Genomic DNA, 19,808 nt, shown 5'->3' with positions numbered 1-19,808 from the left:
AAAAGTCGAGGGCAAGTTAACGAAACCGGGGCCAGGGGATGGTTTACCCCCTAGTACCTTTTGATTATGACACATGGAAATGACAAACATGCAACTATTTTCTAGGCCCTAAAATGTCAGGTTTTCCTGTCCTGATTGGACTGCCTCCATGACCCAGTTCGCCAAAGAAACGCTTCCCACCAGCCTAGAGGAGGAAATGCGCCGCAGCTACCTCGATTACGCCATGAGCGTGATTGTGGGACGCGCCCTCCCCGACGCCCGAGACGGCCTGAAGCCTGTGCACCGCCGCGTGTTGTTTGCGATGCACGAACTGAACAACGACTGGAACCGCCCCTATAAGAAATCCGCCCGCATTGTCGGTGACGTGATCGGTAAATACCACCCGCACGGCGACAGCGCGGTGTACGACACCATCGTGCGCATGGCGCAAGACTTTTCCTTGCGGCACATGCTGGTCGACGGCCAGGGCAACTTCGGCTCGGTGGACGGCGACAACGCCGCCGCCATGCGTTACACCGAAATCCGCTTGTCCAAAATCGCCCACGAACTGTTGGCCGACCTCGACAAAGAAACGGTTAATTTCGGCCCCAACTACGACGGCAGCGAAAAAGAACCGCTGGTCATGCCTGCCAAATTTCCCAATTTGTTGGTGAATGGCTCGGCTGGTATCGCGGTGGGCATGGCCACCAACATCCCGCCGCACAACCTGAACGAAGTGGTGGACGCGTGTTTGCACATGCTGCGCCACCCCGATGCGAGCATTGACGACCTGATGGAGATCGTGCCCGCGCCCGACTTCCCCACCGCCGGCATCATTTACGGCATCAGCGGTGTCAAAGAGGGTTACCGCACCGGGCGTGGCCGCGTCGTCATGCGGGCCAAGTGCCATTTTGAAGACATCGACCGTGGCCAACGCCAGGCCATCATCGTCGACGAGCTGCCCTACCAAGTGAACAAAAAGACCTTGCAAGAACGCATGGCCGAGTTGGTGCACGAAAAGAAAATCGAAGACATCAGCCACATCCAAGACGAGTCCGACAAATCCGGTATGCGCTTGGTCATTGAGCTCAAACGTGGTGCCGTGCCCGAGGTGGTGCTGAACAACCTCTACAAGCAAACCCAGCTGCAAGACACCTTCGGCATGAACATGGTGGCGCTGATTGACGGCCAACCGCGTTTGTGCAACCTGAAAGACCTGATCACCGTCTTCTTGTCGCACCGCCGCGAAGTGGTGACACGCCGCACCATCTTCAACCTGCGCAAAGCCCGTGAACGCGGCCATGTGCTGGAAGGCTTGGCCGTGGCCTTGGCCAACATCGACGATTTCATCGCCATCATCCGCAATGCGCCCACACCACCCGTGGCCAAAGCCGAGCTGATGAGCAAGCCCTGGGACAGCCAGTTGGTGCGCACCATGCTGACCCGCGCCAAAGCCGATGGCGGCGTCATCAACGCCGACGACTACCGCCCCGACGGTTTGGAAAAGCAATACGGCATGGGCGCCGATGGCCTCTACCGCCTGAGCGACACCCAGGCCCACGAAATTTTGCAAATGCGCTTGCAGCGCCTGACCGGCCTAGAGCAAGACAAAATTGTCAATGAGTACAAAGAAGTCATGGCTGAAATTGACGACTTGCTCGACATCTTGGCCCGCCCAGAACGCGTCTCGACCATCATTGCCGAGGAACTCACAGCCATTCGCCAAGAGTTCGGCCAAAGCAAGCTGGGTGCTCGCCGCAGCCACATCGAGCACAACGCCCAAGATTTGGCCACCGAAGACCTGATCACGCCCACCGACATGGTGGTCACACTCAGCCACAGCGGCTACATCAAGAGCCAGCCGCTGTCTGAATACCGCGCCCAAAAACGCGGCGGTCGCGGCAAGCAAGCCACCGCCACCAAAGAAGACGATTGGATTGAACAGCTCTTCATCGGCAACACCCACGACTACATCCTGTGTTTCTCCAACCGGGGCCGTTTGTATTGGCTCAAAGTGTGGGAAGTGCCCGAGGGTTCACGCGGCTCGCGCGGCCGGCCCATCGTCAACATGTTCCCCTTACAAGAAGGCGAAAAAATCAACGTGGTGTTGCCGCTCACCGGCCCCTCCCGCAGCTTCCCCTCCGACCAATACGTGTTCATGGCCACGTCCATGGGCACGGTGAAGAAAACATCGCTTGACGAATTCAACAACCCGCGCAAGGGCGGCATCATCGCGGTCAACCTCGACGATGGCGACTTCCTGATCGGCGCAGCCCTCACCGACGGCAAGCACGATGTGATGCTGTTCTCGGATGGCGGCAAAGCCGTGCGCTTTGACGAAAACGATGTGCGCCCGCTGGGTCGCAGCGCCCGTGGTGTGCGCGGCATGATGATTGAAGACGGCCAAAGCGTGATCGCCATGCTGGTGGCCGCGCAAGATCTTCCTGCCCTGCCCGATGGCACGGCCAGCGCCGACATGGCCCGCACCAGTGTGCTGACCGCCACCGAAAACGGCTTCGGCAAACGCACCCCGATCGACGAATACACCCGCCATGGCCGCGGCACCAAGGGCATGATCGCCATCCAGCAATCCGAGCGCAACGGACGTGTCGTGGCCGCCACCTTGGTGCATGCGGATGACGACATCATGCTGATCACCGACCGCGGTGTCTTGGTGCGCACGCGTGTCAGTGAAATCCGCGAAATGGGCCGTGCCACACAAGGCGTGACCCTCATTGGTTTGGACGAAGGCGCCAAGCTGTCGGGCATGCAGCGCATCGTTGAAAACGATGCCCAAGCCGGTGCCGATGAGTCTGCTGAAGAGGGTGACAGCGACGCTGCCACCGACGACGCCCTATGACCGACGGCGTCAAGCCCACCCTGGCCGATCTGCGGGTGCAGATCGACCAACTCGACGGCCAACTGCTGCAACTGCTGAACCAGCGTGCCCATTTGGCCGAGGCGGTGGGCGACATCAAACGCGCCGAAGGCTCGCCGTTTTTCCGCCCCGACCGCGTGGCGCAGGTGCTGGAGAAAATCCAATCGCTCAACCCCGGCCCGCTGAAAAACCAACACGTGGCCGCCATTTGGCGCGAAATCATGTCGGCCTGTTTGGCCCTCGAAGCGCCACAGCGCGTGGCGGTGCTTGGCCCCGTGGGCACGTTTTGCGAGCAAGCAGCCATCGAGTTTTTTGGCTCTGCCGCCGAGCTGATTTACTGCAACAACTTTGACGAGGTGTTCCAAGCCACCACGGCTGGCACCGCGCAATATGGTGTGGTGGGCGTGGAGAACTCCACCGAAGGTGCCGTGGCCCGCTCCCTCGATTTGTTCTTGCGCACACCGGTGCATGTGATTGGTGAGGTCAGCCTGTTGGTGCGCCACAACTTATTACGCCAATCGCCTTCTTTGGAAGGCATCGAGGTGGTGTTGGCCCACCCGCAAGCCCTGGGCCAATGCCAAGAATGGCTGAACAAACACCTGCCGCACGCCGAGCGCCGTGCCGTGGCCAGCAACGCCGAAGGCGCCCGTTTGGCCGCCACCAACCCCACTTGGGCAGGCCTGGCCAGCGAACGCGCAGGCGCTGAATTTGGTTTGCATGTGGTGGCCCACGCCATCCAAGACGAGGCCTACAACCGCACACGGTTTGCCATCATCAGCTTGCCGCAAACCATGGAAACGCCGCCAGCCTCGGGCAAAGATTGCACCTCCTTGGTGGTGTCAGTCACCAACAAACCCGGCGCGGTCCACGACCTGCTGATGCCGCTGAAAGCCAACGGCGTGTCCATGACCCGCTTCGAGTCGCGCCCCGCCAAATCAGGTCAGTGGGAGTACTACTTCTACATCGACCTCGACGGCCACATCAGCCAGCCGCATGTGGCCAAGGCGCTGCAAGAGCTGCAAAGCCTGTGCGCGTTTTACAAAGTGATTGGCTCCTACCCGGTTGGCGCATGAAATTCAAGCAACTCGGCTTGGTCGGCTGCGGCCTGATGGGCGCGTCCTTTGCGTTGGCGCTGCAAGACAAACACTTGGTGGACAAGGTCGTGGGTTTCAGCCCTTCGCAGGCCACGCGCGACAAGGCTTTGCAACGCGGCGTCATTCAGCAAGCCGCCCACAGCGCCGCCGAAGCGGTGCAAGGCGCGGACCTGGTGTTGATCGCCGTGCCGGTCAGCCACACCGCGGCTTGTTTGGCCGATATCGCCCCGCACTTAAGCGCTGAATGTTTGGTGATGGACGTGGGTTCCACCAAAACCGACGTGGTGGCCGCGGCCCGCGCCGCCATGGGTGACAAACTGGCCTGTTTTTTACCGGCCCACCCCATCGCTGGCAAAGCCCAAGCCGGTGTGGAGCATGCCGACGCCTCGCTCTACCAAGACCGGGCGCTCATCCTGACGCCCTTGGACCACAACACGCCTGCGCAAATCGCCACCGCCACGGCGTTGTGGCAAGCCATTGGCTCTCGGGTTCACAGCATGACGCCCGAAGCGCACGACCAAACTTTCGCCGCCGTGAGCCATGTGCCACATTTGCTGGCGTTCGCGCAGGTGAATGGCTTGTTGCAGCAGCCCCAAGCGGCGGAATTTTTGAAGCTGGCAGGCCCGGGTTTCAGAGATTTTTCGCGCATTGCCGCTGGCGACCCGGCCATTTGGCGCGACATTTTCTTGGCCAATGCTCATCAGGTGTTGACCCAAACCACGCATTTCCGCATCGCCTTGGAGCAGCTCGAAGCTGCCATCACGCAAGGCGACGCCGCGCAGTTGCAAACACTGATTGCCCAAGCGAGCCAAGCCCGAAGCGCTTGGCAACTGGGCAAGCCTGCAAGCTCGGCTGGCGAGAGCCAAGAAGACTGAGATGTACAGCACCGCCTTCCTCGATGTTCCCGCCCTGGCCAGCGCCCAGGGCACGGTGACCCTGCCGGGCTCGAAAAGCATTTCCAACCGGGTGCTGTTGCTCGCCGCCTTGTGCCAAGGGACGACCACTTTGCACGACCTGCTGGATTCGGACGACACCCGGGTCATGCTGGCGGCGTTGCGCCAAATGGGCTGCAAGGTCGAGGTGGACGGCAGCACGGTGCGCATCACGGGTCTGAACGGCCAAGCGCCCGCCCAAACCTTGGATTTGTTCATGGGCAATGCGGGCACGGCCATGCGCCCGCTCACCGCCGCGTTGGCATTGATGGGCGCGAACACCAAGCTGCACGGCGTGCCGCGCATGCACGAGCGCCCCATCGGCGACCTGGTGGACGCCTTGCGCCAGCTGGGTTGCCAGATCGACTACACCGGCCAAGACGGCTTTCCGCCGCTGCACCTGCAAGGCCACAAGGGCTTGCAACTGGAACAGCCCATTCAAGTGCGCGGTGACGTGTCCAGCCAATTCTTGACGGCGTTGCTGTTGGCGCTGCCCTTGGCGGCGCAGCACCGCGCTTCCTCGGTCAGCCCCAGTTCTGCGGCCAACGCCATTGACCAAAACATCGTCATCGAGGTGGTGGGCGAGCTGATCTCCAAGCCTTACATCGACATCACCCTGAACCTGTTGCAGCGCTTTGGCGTGACGGTCAAACGCGAAGGCTGGCAGCGCTTCACCATTCCCGCCGGCAGCCGCTACACCTCGCCGGGCAGCTTGCCGGTGGAAGCCGATGCCTCGTCGGCCAGTTATTTCATTGCCTTGGGTGCCATCGCTTCCGTTGAGGGCGTGCGGATTCAAGGCGTGGGCGCCGACTCCATTCAGGGCGACATCCGCTTCATGGACGCTGCTGCCCACATGGGCGCGGTCATCACCAGTGGCCCCAACTGGGTGCAAACCTGCCGAGGGGCTTGGCCCCTGCGTGCCATCGACATGGACTGCAACCAAATCCCCGACGCCGCCATGACCTTGGCCGTCATGGCGCTCTATGCCGACGGCCCGAGCACTTTGCGCAACATCGCCAGCTGGCGGGTGAAAGAAACCGACCGCATCGTCGCCATGGCCACCGAAGCCCGCAAACTCGGCGCTCAGGTGGAAGAAGGCCCGGATTGGATTCGCATCCATCCCATCCAAATTTGGCAAGCCGCCAGCATCCACACCTACGACGACCACCGCATCGCCATGTGTTTTTCGCTGGCGGCGTTCAATCCTGCGGGGCTGCCGGTGCGCATCGAAGACCCGAAATGTGTGGCCAAAACCTTCCCCGATTACTTTGAAGCTTTGTTCAGCCTGTCCCAGGCCAAAGCAGTGCCGGTCATCTGCATCGACGGCCCCACCGCCTCGGGCAAAGGCACGCTGGCCGCGCTGGTGGCGCAAGCCTTGGGCTACCACTACCTCGACAGCGGCGCGCTTTACCGGGTTACGGCCTTGGCCGCCTTGCAAGCTGGTTTGAGCCTGGACGACGCCCACGAAAACGCCATCGCCGAGCTGGCACGCGGCCTGCCCGTGACTTTTGTAGGTGAGCAAGTGCTTCTGTCCGGCGTCAATATTGGCCATGAAATCCGCACCGAAGAAGCCGGGATGAACGCCTCCAAAGTCTCGGTGCTGCCCAAAGTGCGGCAAGCCTTGGTGGAGTTGCAGCACAGCTTCCAACAGCTGCCGGGCCTGTTGGCCGATGGCCGCGACATGGGCACGGTTATCTTTCCGAACGCGGCCCTCAAGGTGTTTCTCACCGCCAGTGCTGAAAAAAGAGCCGAACGGCGTCACAAGCAACTGATTTCAAAGGGTTTTTCCACTACAATCTCGGCTCTTCGCGCAGACTTGGAAGCGCGCGACGCCCGCGACACACAGCGCAGCGTTGCCCCTTTGAAGCCCGCCGCAGACGCAATGCACCTGGACAACTCCCTGCTCTCCATCGAGGAATCGGTGGCACAAGTGTTGGCCTGGTGGCAAAGCAAACAGGTGTTTGGCTCCGGCCGCCCCTGACCCGCTCCTGAACACCCCTCTCGCGCTGCTTGGCGCACTGGTGCTCAGGTTGTTTCACCCAACCGCGGTTCTGCCGCAAACCAAGTCGATCAAGTTTTTCGAGGCTGCCACAGTGCAGCTTGCCGCTTGGCCGACGAAATTAGGAAATTGAATGTCTGAATCTTTTGCAGCCCTCTTTGAAGAATCCCTGAAACGCTCCGAAATGCGCACCGGTGAAGTCATCACCGCTGAAGTCATTCGCGTCGAGCACAACCACGTGGTGGTCAACGCAGGGCTGAAATCAGAAGCCTATGTGCCGATTGAAGAATTTAAAAACGACCTGGGCGAACTCGAAGTTCAAGCCGGCGACTTCGTGTCCGTGGCCATCAGCTCGGTCGAAAACGGCTACGGCGACACCATCCTCAGCCGCGACACCGCCAAGCGTTTGGCCTCGTGGATGAGCCTGGAAAAAGCCCTGGAATCCGGCGAATTCGTCACCGGCACCACCAGCGGCAAAGTCAAAGGCGGCCTCACCGTCTTGGTCAATGGCATCCGCGCCTTCTTGCCCGGTTCCCTCATCGACACCCGCCCCATCAAAGACTTGTCGCCCTTCGAGAACAAGACCATGGAATTCAAGGTCATCAAGCTCGACCGCAAGCGCAACAACGTCGTGTTGTCACGCCGCGCCGTGATTGAAGCCTCCATGGGCGAAGAACGCGCCAAACTGATGGAAAACCTGAAAGAAGGTTCCATCGTTCACGGCGTCGTGAAAAACATCACCGAATACGGCGCTTTTGTCGATTTGGGCGGTATCGATGGTTTGCTGCACATCACCGACATGGCCTGGCGCCGTGTCCGTCACCCCTCCGAAGTGGTGGTGGCTGGCCAAGAAATCACCGCCAAGATCCTCAAGTTCGACACCGAGAAAAACCGCGTGTCTCTGGGCTTGAAACAAATGGGCGACGATCCTTGGATGGGCGTCAACCGCCGCTACCCCCAAGGCACCCGCATGCACGGCAAGGTCACCAACATCGCCGATTACGGCGCGTTTGTCGAACTCGAACCCGGCATCGAAGGCTTGGTGCACGTGTCTGAAATGGACTGGACCAACAAAAACGTGGCCCCTTCCAAAATCGTCGCTTTGGGCGATGAAGTCGAAGTCATGGTCCTCGAGATCGACGAAGACAAACGCCGCATCTCTTTGGGCATGAAGCAGTGCAAAGCCAACCCTTGGCAAGAATTCGCCTCCGCCACCAAGCGCGGCGACCGTGTCAAAGGCCCCATCAAATCCATCACCGACTTCGGCGTGTTCGTCGGCTTGGCCGCTGGCATCGATGGCTTGGTGCACTTGTCCGACCTGTCTTGGAACGAAACCGGCGAAGCTGCCGTGCGCAACTTCAAAAAGGGCCAAGAAGTCGAAGCCCTGGTGTTGGCTGTGGACGTCGAGCGCGAGCGCATTTCCTTGGGCATCAAGCAACTCGACTCCGACCCGTTCACCAACTTCGTGTCGGTCAATGACAAAGGTCAAATCGTCACCGGCACCGTCAAAACGGTGGACGCCAAAGGCGCTGAAATCGACCTCGGCGAAGACATCATCGGCTACTTGCGCGTCTCTGAAATCTCCCGCGACCGCGTGGAAGATGCCAGCCAGGTGCTCAAAGTCGGCGACGAAGTCACCGCTGTGGTGGTCAATGTGGACCGCAAGACCCGCAACATCCAGTTGTCGATCAAAGCGAAAGACCAAGCAGACCAACAAGAAGCCATGCAAACCCTGAGCCAAAACTCAGGCAATGCGGGCACCACCAGCCTGGGCGCTTTGTTGCGCGCCAAGTTGGACAACACCGAGAAGTGATCACAGCGGCCACCTCGGTGGCCCTGTGACCCGGCCCACCGGCTGGCACCTGGCCACCGGTGGCTGTTTCAAGCTCTCTCAAAGCAGTACACATGACCCGCAGTGATTTGGTTGAAGAACTGGCAGCGCGTTTCCCGCAGCTGACCCACCGCGACGCGGAATTTGCCGTCAAAGCCTTGCTTGACGCGATGAGCGACGCCTTGGTGAAAGGCCACCGCATTGAATTGCGTGGCTTTGGCAGCTTTTCGGTCAACCGCCGACCGCCGCGCATGGGACGCAATCCGCGCTCTGGCGAAAGCGTGGCCATCCCAGAAAAACGCGTCCCCCATTTCAAACAAGGCAAGGCACTGCGCGAAGCCGTTGAAGTGCGCACCAAAGATCTTTTGGCTTTGCCTGACACCTCCAAGCCCTAGAATGCCACCCACATTGGGGACACACTTTGAAACAATTCATGCGGCTGCTTCAGTGGACACTGAAAGCAGCCATTTTTTTGATCCTGTTGGCCTTCGCTTTGAACAACAAAGAGGATGTCGCCGTGCGCTTCCTGTGGGGTTTGGAATGGCGTGCCCCGATGGTGCTGGTGTTGTTGGTGGTGTTTGCGCTGGGCGTGGCGGTAGGCGTGCTGGGCATGGTGCCGCGCTGGTGGCGCCAGCGCAGCTTGGCCAAGCAGGCGTTCAAACCGGTTTCAACCCCTGTGGCTGCCACCGTGGCCTCAGACCTGCCCTACACGCCATGAGGATCAGCGCCTGATGGACCTGCAAATTGGCTGGATTTTCATTGGCTTGCCGCTGGCCTTTGTGCTGGGTTGGTTGGCGTCGCGGTTTGACCTGCGCCAGCTGCGATTGGAAAACCGCAGCAACCCCAAGGCCTATTTCAAAGGTCTGAACCACCTGCTCAATGAGCAACAAGACCAGGCGATTGACGCCTTCATTGAAGCGGTTCAGCGGGATCCAGACACGTCCGAATTGCACTTCGCGCTGGGCAATTTGTTCCGCCGCCGTGGCGAGTTTGAACGTGCGGTGCGGGTGCACCAACACCTGCTGGCCCGTGCCGACCTGAGCAGCGCCGACCGCGAACGTGCCCAATACGACCTGGCCCTGGACTATGTGAAAGCAGGCATCTTGGACCGCGCCGAAGCAGCCCTGCGCCCTTTGATGGACACCACCCTCGCACCGCAAGCCTTGCTGGCCCTGCTGACGATTTACGAGCGCACCCGCGACTGGCAGCAAGCCGCCAACATCAGCCTGCAACTTGACCAAGCTGGTCAGGGTCGTTTCACCGTTCGGCGTGCCCATTATTTGTGCGAGTTGGCCAGCGAAAGCGCCGACCCAATGCAAGCCAAACAATGGCTGATGGAAGCCATTCAAGCCGCGCCGGGCAATGCCCGCCCGCGCATGGCCTTGGCTGCATTGTTGATGCAACAAGGCCAGCACGAAGCCGCCTGCGATCAATTGGAACAATTGGCGCAGCACATTCCTTCGGCCTTGCCCTTGGTGGCTGACAAACTCGCTGCCTTGGCGCCCCAGGTGCACCGCCAAATTAGCGTCTTGACCTTGCTGCAAGACAACTACCACGCCGACCACAACCTGGACGTGTTGGACGCCATCGTTCAGTTGCAACAAAGCATGGGGCAAGATCTGAGCCGAGAGCTCTACGCCCAGCATTTGCTGAAACACCCCTCGCTCATTGCTGCAACCCAGTGGTTGGCTGGCGAACAACTCAACCCGGCACAACAGCCCCAGGTGCAACGCGCCCTTGAGCAAGCCGCCAAGCCACTGCGCCGCTACCGCTGCGCCGCCTGTGGCTTTGAAGCGCTGCAGCATTTCTGGCAATGCCCGGGCTGCCAAGCCTGGGACAGCTACCCGCCCCGGCGGATTGAAGAGCTCTGATTTTTCAGCTGGTTTGTGAGCGCCCATCACAATAAACGCCACTAAAACTTCCACACCGACTTCGAAGTCTGCGTTGAAATCTCCGCCCTTCATGGGAGACATCAATGCGTTACATGCTTTGCCTGTTCATTTTGTGCTGCTGCCCGCATCTAGGGGCCCTCGAGATCAACCAAGCCACCGAAGCGGAGTTGGACAGCTTGCGTGGTTTGGGGCCCGCCTTCACGCGCAGGGTGTTGGCAGCCCGCAGTCAACAACCGTTCAAAGATTGGCCAGACCTGATGCGGCGGGTCAGCGGCATGGGACCGCGGGTTGCGCGAAAACTTTCGGAACAAGGTTTGACAGTACAAGGTCAAGTTTTGAGCCCGGGTCTGCTTTAAGCTCACACCTCTTTTCAAACGCCCGACCGAATGACGACTTCCCGCCCGCCTGGTTTCATGGTGCTGCACAGCAACCGCATGGAAGGTCTGCGCGACCTGCTGGTGCAGCATGTGCAAGCCAACCCCTTGCCGCCCTTGGCCGCCGAAACCATCTTGGTGCAAAGCAATGGCATGAAGCATTGGTTGTCCCTGGCCTTGGCGTCTGACCAAGCGCTGGGCATTTGCGCGGCCACCCGCCTCGAGTTGCCGTCCAGCCAGTTGTGGCAGATTTACCGCAGCGTGCTGGGCGCGGACAAACTGCCCGCCCACATGCCCCTGGACAAAGCGCCTTTGGTTTGGCGCATCTTGCGCCGCTTGCCCGAGTGGTTGAAAGACCAACGCTTTGCGCCCTTGGCGCATTACCTGGGCGACGACACCCAAGGCAGCCGCGCCTTTGGTTTGGCCCAACAACTCGCTGACGTGTTGGACGGCTATCAAAACTACCGCGCCGATTGGCTGGAACGCTGGGCCCAAGCTCAAGACCTGCTCAACCACGGCCAAGCCCTGCCGCCAGAGCAGCTTTGGCAAGCCGCCATGTGGCGCGATTTGTTGACCGATGTGCAAACCCAACTGCCTGCAGCACAACATGGATTCCAAGCCCGCTCGGATGTGCACAAAGCCTTCATGAAAGCCCTGAAGGCCATGACGCCAGAGAGCTTGCCCACTGGCTTGCCAACACGTTTGCTGGTGTTTGGCATCACCGCCTTGCCCCTGCAAACCTTGGAAGCCTTGGTGGCGCTGGGGCGCTTCATTCCGGTGTTGATGTTTGTGCACAACCCCAGCCAAGCGCACTGGGGGCACCTGACCGAAAGCATCATCCCCGAAGGCCACCCTTTGTTGGCCGCCTGGGGCAAGCATGGCCGCGACTACCTGCACGCCATTGACGAATTTGAAACGGCTGAGGTGGGCGCACCGCCCTTCCAGCGGGTCAATGTGTACATCGATCCTCGACAAGAGGCACTTGACGCGGGTATTGCACCCTCTGCGCTGCACCAACTGCAATCGGACATCCTGCACTTGGAAACCCCGCCAATGGAGCCTGTGCTGCTGAGCGAGCCCGACACCAGCTTTCAATTGGTGCAAACCCACTCGGCGCAACGCGAAGTCGAAGTGCTGCACGACCGCATCTTGGCGTGGTTGGACGAGAACCCTGCTTTGCAGCCCCAAGACATCATGGTCATGGTGCCCGACATGGCCGCCTTTGCACCGCACATTCACGCGGTGTTCGGTCGCTTCCAACTGCCTGGCCAGCAAGCTGGTTCCCGCCACCTACCCTATGCCGTGGCCGACACCACACCCCACCAAGAACCCATGGTGCAAGCGCTGCAAACCTTGCTTCAACTGCCGCAGTTGCGACTCAGCCTGTCAGATTGGTTGGCCTTGTTTCAAGTGGACGCCGTGCGGGCACGCTATGGTTTGCAAGCGCAAGACGTCCAAGACTTGCACCGTTGGCTGCTGGAAGCGGGTGTGCGCTGGGGCCTAGACGCACCACACCGACAGCACTGGGGCATGCCCACTGACAGCCCCGACAGCGACCACAACAGTTGGGTGTTTGGCCTGCAACGACTGCTGCTGGGTTATGCCTTGGGTGCGGCTGAGCCCCACGCCAGTTGGCAGCACACATCGCCCCAAACAGGTGTCGATGGCCTGGATGCACCCGTGGTGTCTGGCTTGCTGCGTTGCTTGCACGATGTGCAACTCAGCTTGCTGCAGCTCTCACAAGACCACACGCCCACCGATTGGGTGCAGCTGTTGCAAGCTTTGGTGGCCCGGTTTTTCAAGGTCACCGACGACCACAGCCAACGCTTGCTCGATCGTGTGCTCATGCCCTTGGAACAATGGTTGACCGACTGTGAATTGGCGCAATTCACCACCCCATTGCCGCTGGCGGTGGTGCGCAGCCACTGGTTGGCGCAGATGGACACGGGCGGCTTGCAACGCCGCTTCCTTGGAGGCGGTGTCCAGTTCGCCACGCTCATGCCCATGCGTGCCATTCCCTTCAAAGTGGTTTGTTTGCTCGGCATGAACGATGGCGTGTATCCACGCGCACCAGCACCACGTGATTTCGATCTGATGAGCCAGCCCGCAAACGCCCGTGCTGGCGACCGGGCTCGCCGCGAGGACGACCGCTATTTGTTCCTCGAAGCATTGCTGTCTGCCCGCGATCGTGTGTATGTGTCGTGGCAAGGCCGACGCGCCAGCGACCACGCCAAACTGCCACCCTCTGTGCTGGTGGCGCAATTGCTCGACCATTTGAATGCCTGCCACGCCTTGTCCAACCCGCAAGCCGCCCTGTCCGAAAAGAACACCAAGCCAGCCTTTGAAGCCCCCCTGCAACCCTTGCAACCGTTTTCATCCAAGTACTTTGTGCAAGGCAGTGGCTTCTTCACCTATGCAGACGACTGGAATGCAGCCCGCAGCGCCCTTGATGCACAGGCGCTTGCATCCCCAAACCCACCAGCTGCGTTGGCATGGACCAACCCAGCCACGGCACCCCTCAGCAGCCTGACTGAACAAGAGCTTGGTTTGTTGTTGCGCCATCCCGAGGCCGTGCATTTCCGTGCCAACTTGCAGGTGCGCTTGGATCAACCGCCCGAAGCGAACGAGGAAGACGAGCCCTTTGACACGCCTGGTTTACAGCGCTTTTTATTGAACCAATCGGTGCTTGATGCAGACGATCCCCATGCACAGTTGCAGCAGATGCACCGCCAAGGGCGCTTGGCATTCAGTGGCTTTGGTCAACTGCAACAAAACCACATGCTTGAATTGCGCAGCACGGTGCTGGCGCATGTGTCGCCCTGGCTGGCCACCCCCAGCCAAGACCTGCCCGCGCAAGTGTTTCATCTCAAGGCCCACAACATCGATGTGGCATTGCGCTGGGGCGGCGATGCCCACACTTGGCGTCAATATGCTGATGGCACCGCTCTGCAATTGAATTGGCGCCCCGGCAAGGTTTTGAATAAGTCAGGCCATCCTCGCTTGGACACCTTGGCAGGGCTTTGGCTGGGGCACCTGTGCGCCAACGCCGCAGGTGTGTCCACCACCAGTTTGCAAAGTGGTGAGGACGGTTTGGTGGGGCTTGTCCCCCTGCCAGCAGCAGAAGCCCAAACCCTGATTGAAGACTTGGTGGCGGTTTACCTGGCGGCATGGCAACGACCGCTGCCCTTGGCTTGCAAAACCGCTTGCGCTTGGCTGATGGCCACACACTTCCCGGGCTCCAAAACCACCTCAGAACAAGACATCCAAGCCAAGGCTTTCGCTGCAGCGCGTCAGGCATTCGACGGTGGTTACCACCGCACAGGTGAAAGAGATGCATCCACCTTATTGAAAAGAGCTTTCGCCGAATTCGAGGACCTGTGGCCTGAACTGCCTGTTTGGGCTGAGCGGGTGTATGGGCCCATGCTGAAAGCCTTGTTGCCCGCAGACAAGGCGGAAGACATACAGACCGATCAAGAGGTGGGTGCATGAGCTTGAACCTGCTCACCCTGCCCTTGTCGGGCCGTCAAGTCATCGAAGCCAGTGCGGGCACCGGTAAAACATTCACCTTGGCCGCCCTGTATGTGCGCTTGGTGTTGGGCCACGGCCGTGCTTCAAACGGCTTGCAACCACCTCAGATTTTGGTGATGACCTTCACCGAGGCCGCCACCGCCGAACTGCGTGAACGCATCCGGCATCGCTTGCACGAAACCGCTTTGTGGTTTGACGCTCAAGTCACTGGCAAGGCTGAAACCTCGGATCCGTTTTTGCAAGACCTGAGCGCGGCTTTTCAACCCGAGCAGTGGCCGCATTGCGCAGCGCAACTGCACATGGCCGCACAAAGCATGGACGAGGCCGCCATCTACACCATCCACGGTTGGAGCAGGCGCATGCTCACCAGCTTTGCGCTGCACAGCCGAGACCTGTTTGAGCAAACCCACCTGGACAACCCCTCTGAGTTGCTGCACCAACTGGTCGGCGACCACTGGCGGCGCTGGTTCTACCCGCTCTCCTTGCCAGAGCAGCAACTCATCCAAGCGCTCTTGGGTGGCGATCCACAAGCCTTGCTGAAAGACTTGAAAACCCGCTGGGCCCTGATGGATCGGAAACCACAACCAGCTGAAGCGACTGCACCGCCATCGCCAGCAATGGTGTTGGCCGAGCATGGGGTGTGGTTGGCTCAAGAACAAGCATTGGCCACACGCGCCAAGCAAGCGGGGCGCACTGCATTTGACAAGGGCTTGGCAGATACTTTGATCGCCGCCCAAGCAGCCAAAAAAATGAAAGGGTCCCGTGCAGACTATGTTGCCGATTGGGTGAATGAATTACAGGCCTGGTGTCAAAACGATACGGCGACGCACAGCAAAAACGTGTTTCGCTTCACCCAGAGCAGCCTGCAAGAAAAGGGTTGGTCCGAAGCTGCAGATCACGCTGTCTTTTCGCACATCGAAGCGCTTGTTGATTTCCAAAAAACCAAACCGGCTTCCAAAGACCGTCTTCTCGACCACGCCGCCTTCGAGGTGCGCCAGCAATACCAACAAACCAAGTTGCAGTTGTCGGTCTTCGATTTCCAAGACCTGTTGCAACGCCTGCACGCCGCTTTGCTTGCCGATGACGGCCAAATGGCGGCGGCCATCCGCGCCCAATACCCGGTGGCCATGGTCGATGAATTTCAAGACACCGACCCTTGGCAATACGAAAGCCTAGACCGAATTTACGCGCATACCCCTGACGACGACAGCCATGCGCTGGTCATGATTGGCGACCCCAAACAAGCCATCTACAGTTTCCGTGGTGCCGACCTCAGCACCTACATCAAGGCGCGACAAAAAGCACTTCATATCAACCCCCAGGCGCTGCACAGCTTGGACAGCAACTTCCGCTCCACACCCTCTTTGGTGGCAGCGGTCAACCATGTGTTTGGCTGCATCAGCCATCCGTTTTATTCCGAATTGGGCCAGATTGAATTCGAGCCAGTGCAAAGCCGCAGCCAAGCCCAAATGCTGCAAACAAGCGGTCAACCTGACAAGCCCTTGACCGCATGGTTTCTGCCGCCGCCGCCCAACAGCAAACATTGGACTGCACCACTGCATTTGCAGCAGATGTCGCAAGGCTTTGCCGCGCAAATGGTGGCGCTGCTGCACCAGCACCCTGATGTGCAACCTGGCGACATGGCGGTGCTGGTGCGCACCCATGTGCAGGCCAAGGCCATGCAAAAAGCATTGCGCCAATGCGGCGTCCCCAGTGTGTTCATGTCGGACCACGTGAATGTGTTTCAAAGCGATGAAGCGCAAGACCTGTGGCGCGTGTTGCGTGCTGTCAGTGCGCCGCGTCAAACCCTGTGGCTGCGCAGTGCGGTGGCCAGCCGCGTTTGGGGCTTTGACATGCCGCAGCTGCAAGCCTTTTTGCAAGACGACACGCTGGCCGATGCGCTGGCCGAGTCTTGCCACCGCTGGCTTGTTCAGTGGCAGCAGCATGGCGTTTTGCCCATGATCTACAGCTGGCTGCACGAGCAAGGTGTGGCGCAACGTTTGCTGCAAGCGCCGCAAGGGGAACGCCGTCTGACCAACTTGCTGCATTTGGGTGAATTGCTGCAAAACGCCAGCCAAGGCTTGCAGGGCCCAGCGGCTTTGTTGCAGCATCTGGCGGACAACATCCAAGCCAGCAGCGACAGTCCTGAAGCACAAAAAATGCGCTTGGAAACCGACGACCAGTGTGTGCAAATCGTCACTTATCACAAGAGCAAAGGCCTCGAGTACCCCTTGGTGTTCGTGCCGTTCTTGGGCAGCTTCAAACGACCCGCCTCCGAGAAATCCAAAAAACCTGCCGATGATGATGACGAGGACGGCGAAGAACCCGACATCACCGAATCCAACGAACACGAAGACATGCGTCTGCTGTATGTGGCACTCACCCGGGCCAAACGTGGTTTGTGGTTGGGTTTGGCCAGCACTCGGGATAGCTTGTCTGGAAAGATCAAAGACGACAATTTGAGTCTGAGCGCAGTGTCTCGTTTGCTGCAACGCGAGAACCACGAAGACCTGTGGGGTCAATTGAACAAGCTGTGGGGTACCTGCCCCCACATCACGATTGCGCCCTTGCCCGAAGCCCATGGCGAACATTACCAAGCACCCGTGCTCGCATCTGTGCCGCAAGCGGCCTTGACGCCAACGCGTGCTGCCCATCGGCGTTGGTGGACGGCCAGCTTCAGCAGCCTGACCCGTGGTTTGGAAGCGGGCACACCCCATGAAGAGGCGCTGCTCGATGCCGACATGGACGCTTTTCCTACCGCTAGCCCAGAACACATTTCAATCCATCAGGTGTCTGCCTGGCAAACCTTTCCCGCCGGTGCGCGTTACGGCAGCTTGCTGCACGACTTGCTGGAATGGCAAGCCCAACAAGGCTGGCCCTTGGCGCACACCAACCCGGCTGACTGGCAGCAACTGGCTTGGCAACAACTCGTGCAGCGCAAATCTGATTGGCTGCAATTGCCCGCTGACGCGCAAGCGATGTTGAATCCTTGGCTCCAATCCACCCTACTCACGCCATTGCCTTTGCTGGACGCGCAACATCAAACGCCTTTGGCCCAGGCGTTGAGCTTGCAATCCCTACAAGCTGCGCAAGCATGGCCGGAGATGGAATTCAGCATCTCTGCTGGCCGCGTCTCCAGCGCCGAATTGGACAGGCTGATCAGGCAGCATGTTTTTCCCGGCGAACAAAGACCAGCCTTGTTGCCCCAAGTCATGCAAGGCATGCTGACCGGTTTCATGGACTTGGTGTTCGAGCACGAGGGACGTTATTGGGTGATGGACTACAAGTCCAACAAACTGCCCGATTACCAAGCACCTCAGTTGCTACAAGCAGTGCTGGACAAACGCTATGACGTGCAATACGTGCTCTACGTCTTGGCGCTGCACCGATTGTTGAAAAGCCGCTTGACCGACTACCACTTAGAGACGCACATCGGCGGTGCGGTCTATGTGTTCATGCGCGGCATCAACGACGCAAATGCAGGGGTTCATGCACTGCGGCCCGCCTTTGCCTTGATCGATCAACTCGACCAACTGTTTGCCCAGGTGCCAACATGAAGCTCCAAGAATTGCTTTTTGATTGGCGCGACAACAAGCTCACGCCGCTGACTGGCTTGGACATCGGCTTGGCCCAATTGCTGCAAGGCTTGCAAGCCAGCACCGATGAGCGTCACCTGTGGCTGGCCGCCTTGGCCAGTCACCAATGGGGACGCGGCCATGCTTGCCTCGATCTTTCAAACTGGCCACATGACGCCACTGATTTGCTGGGTTGGTCGGTCCAAGCGGTGCAAGCCCTGCCACCTCATTTGGCCGATGCGGCCAACAGCCTGCCTTGGACACAAGGTGCGGATGCGCCCTTGGTGTGGTTTGAAAAACGCCTGTATTTACGCCGAGCCTGGACAGCTGAATCCAGCATCCGCCAAAGTCTGGTGGCTTTGCAACAGCAATCCGTGCCTGCGCCTGCAGCTTTGGAAAAGCACTTGAACGCGCTCTTTGGCTCTGAATCGGACACCCCCGATTTACAGCGCATGGCCTGCGCCCATGCCGCGCTTCACGCGGTGACCCTCATCACTGGCGGGCCGGGCACTGGCAAAACCACCACGGTTGTGAAGCTGTTGCGCTTGTTGCAAGCCAACGCCGCGCAGCCCTTGCGCACTTTGTTGGCCGCGCCCACCGGCAAAGCAGCTGCACGTTTGGCGCAAGCCATGGCACAAGCCCGCAGCCAACTTTCTGCAAGCGAGGCAGCATACTTGCCCAGCCAAGCGCACACCTTGCACAAACTGCTGCAAGCCAGCCAGGACTTGGAAGCCGACATCTTGGTGGTGGACGAGGCCTCGATGATCGATTTGGAAATGATGGCGCGTTTGTTGAAAGCCGTGCCGCCCACCACCCGATTGGTGCTGCTGGGCGACAAAGACCAATTGGCCTCGGTGGAAGCCGGTGCCGTGATGGCGCAGTTGTGCCAAGCGCCTTGGTTGGCTCAGCACACCATCGCTTTGCAACACAGCCACCGCTTTGACGCGGACCAAGGCATTGGCCTGTGGGCGCGTGCTGCCAACGCTGGCGACACGACCAAACTGGAACAACTGTGGCAAGCCGCACCGAATGCTTGTTTTCCGCCTGGTCAAGCGGTGTCGCGCCTGGACAGCGCCAACAGCCATCAATCCAGCATCCTGCTGCACTTGAAGCAGGCATGGTCAAGTTGGCTGGGCATGTTGACGCCTTTGGAAACCCAAGCCTGTGATGACGCCCAAGCCTTGGGCTTGCTGCAAGCCTTCAGCCAACTGGGTGTGTTGTGCGCCTTGCGTGAGGGGCCCTGGGGCGTGAACACTTTCAATAAGCTGATTCAGCAAAGCTTGGGCTTCCCAGACCGTGACTGGTTTGTCGGTCGCCCGGTCATGGCGCGGCGCAACGACTACGCTTTGGGCCTGATGAATGGCGACATGGGCCTGTGTTTGCCACGCACGGTCAACGGTGAAACCCGTTTGCGCGTGGCCTTCCCCGATGGTGCGGGCGGTGTGCGTTGGCAAGTCCCCAGTCGTTTGGAAGGTGTGGACACGGTTTTTGCCATGACGGTGCATCAGTCGCAAGGCTCAGAATTCCATCAAGTGCTGTTGGTGCTCCCAGACCAACCAGCACCCTTGCTCACGCGTGAACTCATCTACACCGGCATGACCCGTGCCCGACAACAACTTTGCATCTGGGCACCCCAGCCTGCGCTGTTGGCTCAGGCCTGTGCCAGGCAGGTGCACCGCAGTGGTGGTTTGACGGGCGCTTGAACCCCGCGCCAACGGTGGCAAAA

Annotated in this window: 12 protein-coding genes; all 12 read left to right on the top strand. The window is 59.6% G+C overall.

Going from position 1 to position 19,808, the window contains the following annotated elements; translation table 11 throughout:
* Positions 1-148: 148 nt before the first annotated feature.
* Positions 149-2,839, top strand: a complete 2,691-nt coding sequence (gene gyrA, locus AC8GFP_RS02380; protein ID WP_506609864.1) for a DNA gyrase subunit A — start codon at positions 149-151, stop codon at positions 2,837-2,839.
* Entirely contained in the window at positions 2,836-3,930 is a 1,095-nt protein-coding gene (gene pheA / locus AC8GFP_RS02375) for a prephenate dehydratase (RefSeq protein WP_506609863.1), read from the top strand. Before gyrA ends, pheA begins: the two co-directional genes overlap by 4 nt.
* A complete protein-coding gene (locus AC8GFP_RS02370; RefSeq protein ID WP_506609861.1) occupies positions 3,927-4,826 on the top strand; it encodes a prephenate dehydrogenase in 900 nt (299 codons plus the stop codon). The genes pheA and AC8GFP_RS02370 overlap by 4 nt, the downstream gene beginning before the upstream one ends.
* A gap of 1 nt (position 4,827) precedes the next feature.
* A complete protein-coding gene (locus tag AC8GFP_RS02365) occupies positions 4,828-6,864 on the top strand; it encodes a bifunctional 3-phosphoshikimate 1-carboxyvinyltransferase/cytidylate kinase (RefSeq protein ID WP_506609859.1) in 2,037 nt (678 codons plus the stop codon).
* 151 nt (positions 6,865-7,015) lie between these two features.
* On the top strand, positions 7,016-8,695 hold the full coding sequence (gene rpsA / locus AC8GFP_RS02360) for a 30S ribosomal protein S1 (protein ID WP_506609857.1): 1,680 nt from the start codon (positions 7,016-7,018) through the stop codon (positions 8,693-8,695).
* A 92-nt stretch (positions 8,696-8,787) separates the two neighbouring features.
* Positions 8,788-9,108: an integration host factor subunit beta gene (locus tag AC8GFP_RS02355; protein WP_506609855.1), complete on the top strand. Its 321-nt coding sequence runs from the start codon at positions 8,788-8,790 to the stop codon at positions 9,106-9,108.
* Positions 9,109-9,146: 38 nt separating this feature from the next.
* Positions 9,147-9,431, top strand: coding sequence for a LapA family protein (locus AC8GFP_RS02350; RefSeq protein WP_506609853.1), 285 nt, complete (start codon positions 9,147-9,149; stop codon positions 9,429-9,431).
* 13 nt (positions 9,432-9,444) lie between these two features.
* Positions 9,445-10,584 carry a lipopolysaccharide assembly protein LapB gene (gene lapB, locus AC8GFP_RS02345; protein ID WP_506609851.1) on the top strand — a complete coding sequence of 380 codons (1,140 nt, stop codon included), beginning with the start codon at positions 9,445-9,447 and terminating at the stop codon, positions 10,582-10,584.
* Positions 10,585-10,688: 104 nt separating this feature from the next.
* Positions 10,689-10,961, top strand: coding sequence for a ComEA family DNA-binding protein (locus tag AC8GFP_RS02340; RefSeq protein WP_506609849.1), 273 nt, complete (start codon positions 10,689-10,691; stop codon positions 10,959-10,961).
* A 30-nt stretch (positions 10,962-10,991) separates the two neighbouring features.
* Positions 10,992-14,468, top strand: a complete 3,477-nt coding sequence (gene recC, locus AC8GFP_RS02335) for an exodeoxyribonuclease V subunit gamma (RefSeq protein WP_506609847.1) — start codon at positions 10,992-10,994, stop codon at positions 14,466-14,468.
* Positions 14,465-18,064 carry an exodeoxyribonuclease V subunit beta gene (gene recB, locus AC8GFP_RS02330; RefSeq protein WP_506609845.1) on the top strand — a complete coding sequence of 1,200 codons (3,600 nt, stop codon included), beginning with the start codon at positions 14,465-14,467 and terminating at the stop codon, positions 18,062-18,064. The genes recC and recB overlap by 4 nt, the downstream gene beginning before the upstream one ends.
* On the top strand, positions 18,061-19,785 hold the full coding sequence (recD, locus tag AC8GFP_RS02325; RefSeq protein WP_506609843.1) for an exodeoxyribonuclease V subunit alpha: 1,725 nt from the start codon (positions 18,061-18,063) through the stop codon (positions 19,783-19,785). The genes recB and recD overlap by 4 nt, the downstream gene beginning before the upstream one ends.
* The last annotated feature ends 23 nt before the right edge of the window (positions 19,786-19,808 follow it).

This window comes from Limnohabitans simekii (SeqCode) (assembly GCF_965234735.1).
GTDB classification, from domain to species: domain Bacteria; phylum Pseudomonadota; class Gammaproteobacteria; order Burkholderiales; family Burkholderiaceae_C; genus Limnohabitans; species Limnohabitans simekii.
The sequence above is the reverse complement of the archived record's forward strand: the minus strand, read 5'-3'. Positions and strand labels throughout refer to the sequence as shown.

What these genes read in the sequence shown, in the direction of transcription:
- AC8GFP_RS02355 (WP_506609855.1), top strand. Translation starts at nt 8,788, where the DNA reads ATGACCCGCAGTGATTTGGTTGAAGAACTGGCAGCGCGTTTCCCGCAG.
- recD (WP_506609843.1), top strand. Translation starts at nt 18,061, where the DNA reads ATGAAGCTCCAAGAATTGCTTTTTGATTGGCGCGACAACAAGCTCACG.
- AC8GFP_RS02350 (WP_506609853.1), top strand. Translation starts at nt 9,147, where the DNA reads ATGCGGCTGCTTCAGTGGACACTGAAAGCAGCCATTTTTTTGATCCTG.
- gyrA (WP_506609864.1), top strand. Translation starts at nt 149, where the DNA reads ATGACCCAGTTCGCCAAAGAAACGCTTCCCACCAGCCTAGAGGAGGAA.
- recB (WP_506609845.1), top strand. Translation starts at nt 14,465, where the DNA reads ATGAGCTTGAACCTGCTCACCCTGCCCTTGTCGGGCCGTCAAGTCATC.
- AC8GFP_RS02340 (WP_506609849.1), top strand. Translation starts at nt 10,689, where the DNA reads ATGCGTTACATGCTTTGCCTGTTCATTTTGTGCTGCTGCCCGCATCTA.
- AC8GFP_RS02365 (WP_506609859.1), top strand. Translation starts at nt 4,828, where the DNA reads ATGTACAGCACCGCCTTCCTCGATGTTCCCGCCCTGGCCAGCGCCCAG.
- recC (WP_506609847.1), top strand. Translation starts at nt 10,992, where the DNA reads ATGACGACTTCCCGCCCGCCTGGTTTCATGGTGCTGCACAGCAACCGC.
- rpsA (WP_506609857.1), top strand. Translation starts at nt 7,016, where the DNA reads ATGTCTGAATCTTTTGCAGCCCTCTTTGAAGAATCCCTGAAACGCTCC.
- AC8GFP_RS02370 (WP_506609861.1), top strand. Translation starts at nt 3,927, where the DNA reads ATGAAATTCAAGCAACTCGGCTTGGTCGGCTGCGGCCTGATGGGCGCG.
- lapB (WP_506609851.1), top strand. Translation starts at nt 9,445, where the DNA reads ATGGACCTGCAAATTGGCTGGATTTTCATTGGCTTGCCGCTGGCCTTT.
- pheA (WP_506609863.1), top strand. Translation starts at nt 2,836, where the DNA reads ATGACCGACGGCGTCAAGCCCACCCTGGCCGATCTGCGGGTGCAGATC.